Consider the following 6,428-nt stretch of genomic DNA (forward strand, 5'->3'; position numbering starts at 1 on the left):
GGTCAGCGCATCTTCGCCATCGTTTGCTTGCCAGATAACATCCATGTCTGGCTGCGAGCCAATGATCTGGGCAATCCCGTGCAGGAAGAGAATCTGGTCATCTACCAATCCGACTTTCATTGCTTACTTCCTCCTACGGTGGGCAACTCTGTTTCTACTATCCATGTGCCAGCGTCACTGCGCTGTTGGAAGGTGCCTCCAACCAATTCCGCTCGTTCCTTCATGCCAGCAATGCCATGTCCCTCGCCTCGGGCATCACCCATATATCCATTGCGCACCTCAAGGCGGACGATACCTTCAAGCCATTCGACTAGTACGTCTGCTTGCCCGCCACCATGTTTGTTCGCATTGGTCAAAGCCTCTTGGACAATTCGGTACAGACTTAGCGACGTCGCGGCGGAAAGCTCTTCAGGTGGCGTTCCTGTGCAGCGATATCCCACAGCAATGCCAGCGCTTCTAACGCTGTTAATGAGTTCTGAAAGATCACCGAATCCCGCCATCGGTTGAGTGCCGCGCTTTTCCCCTGTGCGCAGCAAGCCCACGACTCCCCGCATCTCCCGCAAAGAGGTCCTTCCCACGCGGGAAATAGACTTCAAAGCTTCTTCTTGCGCTTCCGTGTCTTTGGTGTAGAGCGCCCCATCGGCCTGGGCAACTATGACCGATAGCGAGTGCGTGACGACGTCATGGATCTCACGTGCGATGAACGCCCGTTGTTCCGTCGAGCTTTTCTCGAATTCCAGGCGTTGTTTCTCTAAAGCACGCGAAATCTCCCGTGTGCGTTCTTCCTCTGCTCTCCTACGCAGTTCACCCACAAGCATGCATACCGCAAGGACCAGTAGGCTCCAGCCCACGACGAAAAGGCTCCGCGCAATATCCTGTGCTGCTTCCTGTACCGTTTGGCTCACCCAAAATACGCCGATAAAGTCCGCAGCAAGCATCCCAATAGTCATTATTCGACGTAGGGGCTCTTCCAGCCTGCGGCGAATAATGTAGGCGACCTGCCCCGCAAGGATTATGATGCCTACGGTGAGTTCCACTTGGAACAGGCTGGCGAAGAGCACCACTGATGCAACGAAGACCACTAGGCGCGGCCACCGCCTGCCAATAATTGGCACTATCACGACCAAGGCGATAATCAGGTAGTCAAAGAGCGGCCGGGACATCAGGTCCCTACCGATGAGAGACGCCGCTCCACACAAAAGCGACACCGCAAGGTCACGAATCATTCGCCTATCAGAAAAGACTTCCACGCCTCTACGCTATCCGGTTAGACGAGTTAAGTAGTCATGCCTGAGTACGATTTCGTCAGCCATTTCTTTCCCAGGCCGGGTCTAAATAGACCTCCTTCCCCACAATTTCAGGCAGCCGAAGATTGGAAATCTGCGCCCCAAACTAATGTCTTGGGATACCGTGACGAGAGCAACATTGCAGAACAGCCTGATTCGAAATCCTCGCCGCCCGCCCCGCCGCGGTGACACACACCATAGAAGTCACCGGACCCGTCGGACAACAGGTCACCGCCCAGTGGGTCGAGTTCCCCGCGCGACGCCTCGCCGTCATCGAGATGGCCTCCTGCGCAGGCCTCTCCCTCGTGCCGCAGGACCTGCGCGACCCCGGCGCGACCACCATCCTCCTAGCCGCGCACATTCGCTTGCGCGGCTTCCGCGTTCCTATCCCTCAATGCCTGCGACCCCGTCGCTCCCCGCGGCGGGGTCGGAGCTGTTTCCATCCCCGCCAGAGTGCCCCCTTGCTGGAACCGGTGGTGAGGAAATAGGGTGGATTTAACAAATTGCAAACGTTTACATCAATCGTTTGCACACCACAGGGCGAAGCGGGGTGACCATCATGGCAGCAGAACACAGCCGTCCCACCCTCAAGGACGTGGCCCAGCGCGCCGGTGTCTCCATCGCCACCGCCTCCCGCGCCATGGCGGACAACCCCGCGGTGGCCACCACCACCCGCACGCGCATCCAGGCCCTAGCCGCGGAGATGGGATATCTCCCCAACGCCCAGGCCCGGGCCCTGCAGAGCTCACGCAGCAACACCATCGGGATAGTGGTGCCCAGCCTGATCAACCCCTATTTCGCCACCATGGTCTCCGCCGTGCAGAACGCAGCCGAGGGTGCCGGTCTGGCCACCATCATCACCAACACCGATGAGCGCCCGGAGACCATGGCCGCCTCCCCGGCCTTCCTTGCCAGCCACGGGGTGGACGGCATCATCTGCGTGCCCGATGAAGCCTGCGCGGACCAACTGAACAACCTGCACGCCCAGGGCATGCCCTTGGTCCTCATCGACCGAGAACTCACCGGATCCCCCATCCCCACCGTCATCTCCGATCCGCAACCCGGCATGGACGCCGCGGTATCGCTGCTGGTGGAGCACCATGCCCTGCCGATCGGTTACCTCTCCGGGCCGCTGAGCACCTCCTCGGGACGTGCCCGCCTGGAAGCCTTCCAGCAGGCCTGCCGGAACAACGAACGGGAACCGCAGCTGGTCTTCCGTGGTGGGTTCGAACAGGAGCAGGGCTATCAGGGTGCCACCCACCTACTCAACCACGGGGCCCGTGCACTGGTCGCCGGGGACACCATGATGACCATCGGGGTGCTCCAGGCCTGCCACCGGGCGGGCCTGAGTATCGGCGAGGGCATCAGCGTGATCGGTTTCGACAACCAACCCATCTTCGCCCTGCAACCACGGCCCCTGACGGTCATCGACCAGCAGGTGGACGTCATGGCCCGGCAGGCCTTCACCGTCCTGCACGGGCTGCTGACAGGCTCCAAAACTACCAAATCCACCCAGACGCACCTTGTCACACCCACTATCCTGATCCAGGGTGATTCCCTCATGAAAGGCCCACAACCATGACTGACATACCCGGTTCACCCGGTTCCATTGTTGTTGTCGGATCCATCAACGCGGATCTGACCACCACGGTCCACCGCCACCCCCACCCCGGTGAGACCCTCCTCGGCGGCGGTGGTGAGATCAGTGCCGGCGGCAAGGGCGCCAATCAGGCCGTGGCCGCCGCCCAGCTCGGTGCGGAGGTCCACATGGTCGGTGCGGTGGGTTCCGATACCATGGCCGACTCCGCCCTGGTGCACATGCGTGCCTCCGGCGCTGACATGTCCGCAGTCCACACCGTCGACAGCCCCACCGGTCTGGCCGTGATCACGGTGGCCGATGACGGTGAGAACACCATCATCGTCGTGCCCGGCGCGAATGCCAGCATGGACGCCGACTATGTGGACCGGCATGCCCGGCTCATTGAACAGGCCGGCATCGTCCTGCTGCAGGGTGAGATCCCCGCCGATGGTTTCAACCGCGCGGTGGACCTGGCGCAGGGTCGGGTGGTGATCAACCTCGCGCCTGTGGTCCCGGTCGGTCATGAGCAGCTGCGTCAGGCGGATCCCCTCCTGGTCAATGAGCACGAGGGTGCCCTCGTGTTGGAGATGCTCGGTGCACCCACCCCCGAAACCGATCCGTCCACCCTGGTGGCAGCCCTGCTGGGTCAGGGTTTCCCCACCGTGGTCATGACCCTCGGTGCCGATGGCGCCCTGGTCGGTGACGCCGAGGGCCTCACCGCGATCCCGACCCCCACCGTTGAGGCGGTGGACACCACCGGCAGTGGCGATGCGTTCGCGGGTGCGCTCGTCGCAAAGCTCGCCGACGGCCACTCCCTGGTGGAGGCCGCACGCTTCGCCGCCCGCGTCGGTGCGTTCGCCGCCACCCGCCGCGGCGCGCAGGCCTCCTACCCCACGCTTGTCGACGACCTACCCACAGTCACCGCTTAACTCCCCCACCGAAACGAGAGTAACCATGTCAACCACCATCGAACCGAAGAAAGCCCCGGCCGCTGCGATCATCCCGCTGATGATCGCCCTGCTGGTGGCGGTGTTCGCCTTCCAGCTCAATGCCTCCATGCTCGCTCCGGCCCTGGCCACCATGGAGGTCGAACTGAATGCGACCCCCGCCCAGATCGGTATGACCCAGACCGCGTTCTTCACCGCGGCCGCCCTGTTCTCCCTCTTCCTGCCGCGCTGGGGTGACCTCATCGGCCGCCGCAAGGTGCTGATCGGCATGATGATCGTCACCGGCATCGGCTGTCTCGTCGCGGCACTCGCCCCCAATGTCACCGTGTTGTTCCTGGGACGTCTGATCCAGGGTGTGGCCGGCCCCACCGTGCCGCTGTGTCTGATCATCCTGCGCCAGCATGTGCCCAATGAGAAGCAGTACGCACTACTGCTGGGTGTAATCACCTCCATCAACGGTGGTATCGGTGGCGTCGACGCGATCGCCGGTGGCTGGCTGGCGGAACACTTCGGCTTCCGGTCCATCTTCTGGGTCATGGCCGTGTTCTGCGTGGCGGCCGCCCTGGCCCTGTCCTTCAGTGTGAAGGAATCCACCGCCGAGACCACCCCGAAGATGGACTGGCTCGGTGTGCTGCCGCTCGCCGTGTCCATCGGTGCCCTGCTGACCGCCTTCAACGAGGCCGGCAAGCTTGCCGACGCCAACTGGTTCCTCGTCATCGCCCTGTTCGCCATCGGCATCATCGGCACCGTCGCCTTCTACAACATTGAAAAGCGTGTGAAGAACCCCCTGGTCAGCATCGAGTACCTCGGCCAGCGCCGCACCTGGGCGCTGCTGCTGACCACCCTGTTGACCATGACCGGCGTGTTCGCCATCATGAACGGTCTGCTGCCCAACCTCGCGCAGAACGCCACCCATGGTGCGGGCATGTCCGCCGGTGTGGTCTCCTGGTGGACCCTGACCCCGTATGCCCTGGCCGGCCTGGTCTTCGGGCCCGTCGCCGGTATTCTCGCCGGCAAATTCGGCTACAAGATCGTCCTGCAGATCGGTATCGCCGCCACCATCATCGGTGTCGCCGGTGCCACCTTCCTCGTGGGCAGCACCTCCAACCTGGCGTACCTGGGGATCTCCATCTTCGTGGGTATCACCTACGCCGGTATCGCCAACATCATGCTCAACGGACTCGGTGTGGTGCTCTCCCCCGCCGACAACCAGGGGTACCTGCCGGGGATGAACGCCGGCGCCTTCAACCTCGGTGCGGGTATCTCCTTTGCCATCCTCTTCGCGGTGGCCACCAGCTTCGGGGACAGCAACGGTGGGTACGCCGCCGGTATGTGGGCCGGTGTGATCATCCTGGCGCTGGCGTTCCTGTGCTCCCTGCTCATCCCACGCCCGGAATCCATCACCGATACCGTGGCGGCCAGAAACCTGGCTGCCAATGCCACCGACACCACCGATACCGCTCCCCGTGGGCAACTAACCCCGCACTTTGAGAATTAGGAGTTTCACCATGACCACCAAGATCATCCTCGACTGCGATCCCGGACACGATGACGCCGTCGCCATGCTGCTCGCCCACGGCAACCCGGACATCGAGCTGCTCGGCATCACCACCGTCGGCGGCAACCAGACCCTGGCCAAGGTCACCCACAACGCCCGTGTCGTGGCCACCATCGCCGGCATGGACACCCCGATCTACCCGGGCGTGACCCGCCCGCTGGTCCGCCCCATCGAGGTCGCCGAGGACATCCACGGCGACACCGGCATGGAGATCAACAACTATGACCTCCCCGAGCCGACCGTGGGCGTTGAGGACACCCACGCGGTGGACTTCATCATCGACACGGTGATGAACAACGAACCGGGCACCGTCGCCCTGGTTCCCACCGGCCCGCTGACCAACATCGCGCTGGCGGTGCGCAAGGAACCCCGCATCGCCGAACGCGTCAAGGAGGTCGTCCTCATGGGTGGCGGCTACCACGTCGGCAACTGGACCGCCGTCGCGGAATTCAACATCAAGATCGACCCGGAGGCCGCCCACATCGTCTTCAACGAGTCCTGGCCCCTGACCATGGTCGGTCTGGATCTCACCCACCAGGCGCTGGCCACCCCGGAGGTGGAGGAAAAACTCGCCGCACTGGGCACCGCGACGGGCGACTTCGTCGTCGCACTTTTCGACGCCTTCCGCAAGAACTACCAGGACGCCCAGGGATTCGACAACCCACCCGTCCACGACCCCTGCGCCGTGGCCTACCTCATCGACCCCACCGTGTTCACCACCCGCAAGGCACCACTGGATGTGGAACTGTCCGGCGCGCTGACCACCGGCATGACCGTCGCCGATTTCCGCGCCCCCGCCCCGGAGGACTGCACCACCCAGGTGGCGGTGGAACTGGACTTCGATAAGTTCTGGACCATGGTCGTCGATGCGGTGAAGCGCATCGGTTAGGAACTCAACACACTAGGGGGACGTGAATGTCCCATTACGTTGTTAGCAGTTCCACCCCAGGGCACCGAAGATTCAAAGCCCGTCCATCCGAATGGGCGGGCTATGTTTATGTCCGTTCCCGCCGTCTGAAAGGAAAGTGGAACTAGTCGCTGGCTTCGGTATGGCTTAT

Annotated in this window: 6 protein-coding genes; 5 read left to right on the top strand and 1 reads right to left on the bottom strand. The window is 62.8% G+C overall.

Annotation, left to right across the window (positions count from 1 at the left end):
* Window positions 1-116: 116 nt before the first annotated feature.
* Window positions 117-1,250: a sensor histidine kinase gene (locus tag HMPREF2935_RS11195; protein WP_246817834.1), complete on the bottom strand. Its 1,134-nt coding sequence runs from the start codon at window positions 1,248-1,250 to the stop codon at window positions 117-119.
* A 221-nt stretch (window positions 1,251-1,471) separates the two neighbouring features.
* On the opposite strand from HMPREF2935_RS11195, the gene HMPREF2935_RS12875 reads away from it, so the two are divergent.
* The 5 genes from HMPREF2935_RS12875 (at window position 1,472) to HMPREF2935_RS11215 (ending at window position 6,259) form a co-directional block, all read left to right on the top strand.
* Window positions 1,472-1,774: a glycerate kinase gene (locus HMPREF2935_RS12875; protein WP_235591050.1), complete on the top strand. Its 303-nt coding sequence runs from the start codon at window positions 1,472-1,474 to the stop codon at window positions 1,772-1,774.
* A gap of 71 nt (window positions 1,775-1,845) precedes the next feature.
* On the top strand, window positions 1,846-2,868 hold the full coding sequence (locus HMPREF2935_RS11200) for a transcriptional regulator UriR (protein ID WP_070733457.1): 1,023 nt from the start codon (window positions 1,846-1,848) through the stop codon (window positions 2,866-2,868).
* On the top strand, window positions 2,865-3,794 hold the full coding sequence (locus tag HMPREF2935_RS11205) for a ribokinase RbsK1 (RefSeq protein ID WP_070733241.1): 930 nt from the start codon (window positions 2,865-2,867) through the stop codon (window positions 3,792-3,794). Before HMPREF2935_RS11200 ends, HMPREF2935_RS11205 begins: the two co-directional genes overlap by 4 nt.
* Window positions 3,795-3,819: 25 nt before the next feature.
* On the top strand, window positions 3,820-5,310 hold the full coding sequence (locus HMPREF2935_RS11210) for a uridine transporter UriT (RefSeq protein ID WP_061922907.1): 1,491 nt from the start codon (window positions 3,820-3,822) through the stop codon (window positions 5,308-5,310).
* 10 nt (window positions 5,311-5,320) lie between these two features.
* Window positions 5,321-6,259 (top strand): uridine-preferring nucleoside hydrolase UriH, encoded by a 939-nt coding sequence (locus HMPREF2935_RS11215; protein WP_061922910.1) that lies wholly within the window; start codon window positions 5,321-5,323, stop codon window positions 6,257-6,259.
* Window positions 6,260-6,428: the final 169 nt, after the last annotated feature.

Origin of the sequence: Corynebacterium sp. HMSC076D02, from assembly GCF_001813815.1 — a bacterium.
GTDB lineage: Bacteria > Actinomycetota > Actinomycetes > Mycobacteriales > Mycobacteriaceae > Corynebacterium > Corynebacterium simulans.

What these genes read in the sequence shown, in the direction of transcription:
- HMPREF2935_RS11200 (WP_070733457.1), top strand. Translation starts at nt 1,846, where the DNA reads ATGGCAGCAGAACACAGCCGTCCCACCCTCAAGGACGTGGCCCAGCGC.
- HMPREF2935_RS11205 (WP_070733241.1), top strand. Translation starts at nt 2,865, where the DNA reads ATGACTGACATACCCGGTTCACCCGGTTCCATTGTTGTTGTCGGATCC.
- HMPREF2935_RS11210 (WP_061922907.1), top strand. Translation starts at nt 3,820, where the DNA reads ATGTCAACCACCATCGAACCGAAGAAAGCCCCGGCCGCTGCGATCATC.
- HMPREF2935_RS11215 (WP_061922910.1), top strand. Translation starts at nt 5,321, where the DNA reads ATGACCACCAAGATCATCCTCGACTGCGATCCCGGACACGATGACGCC.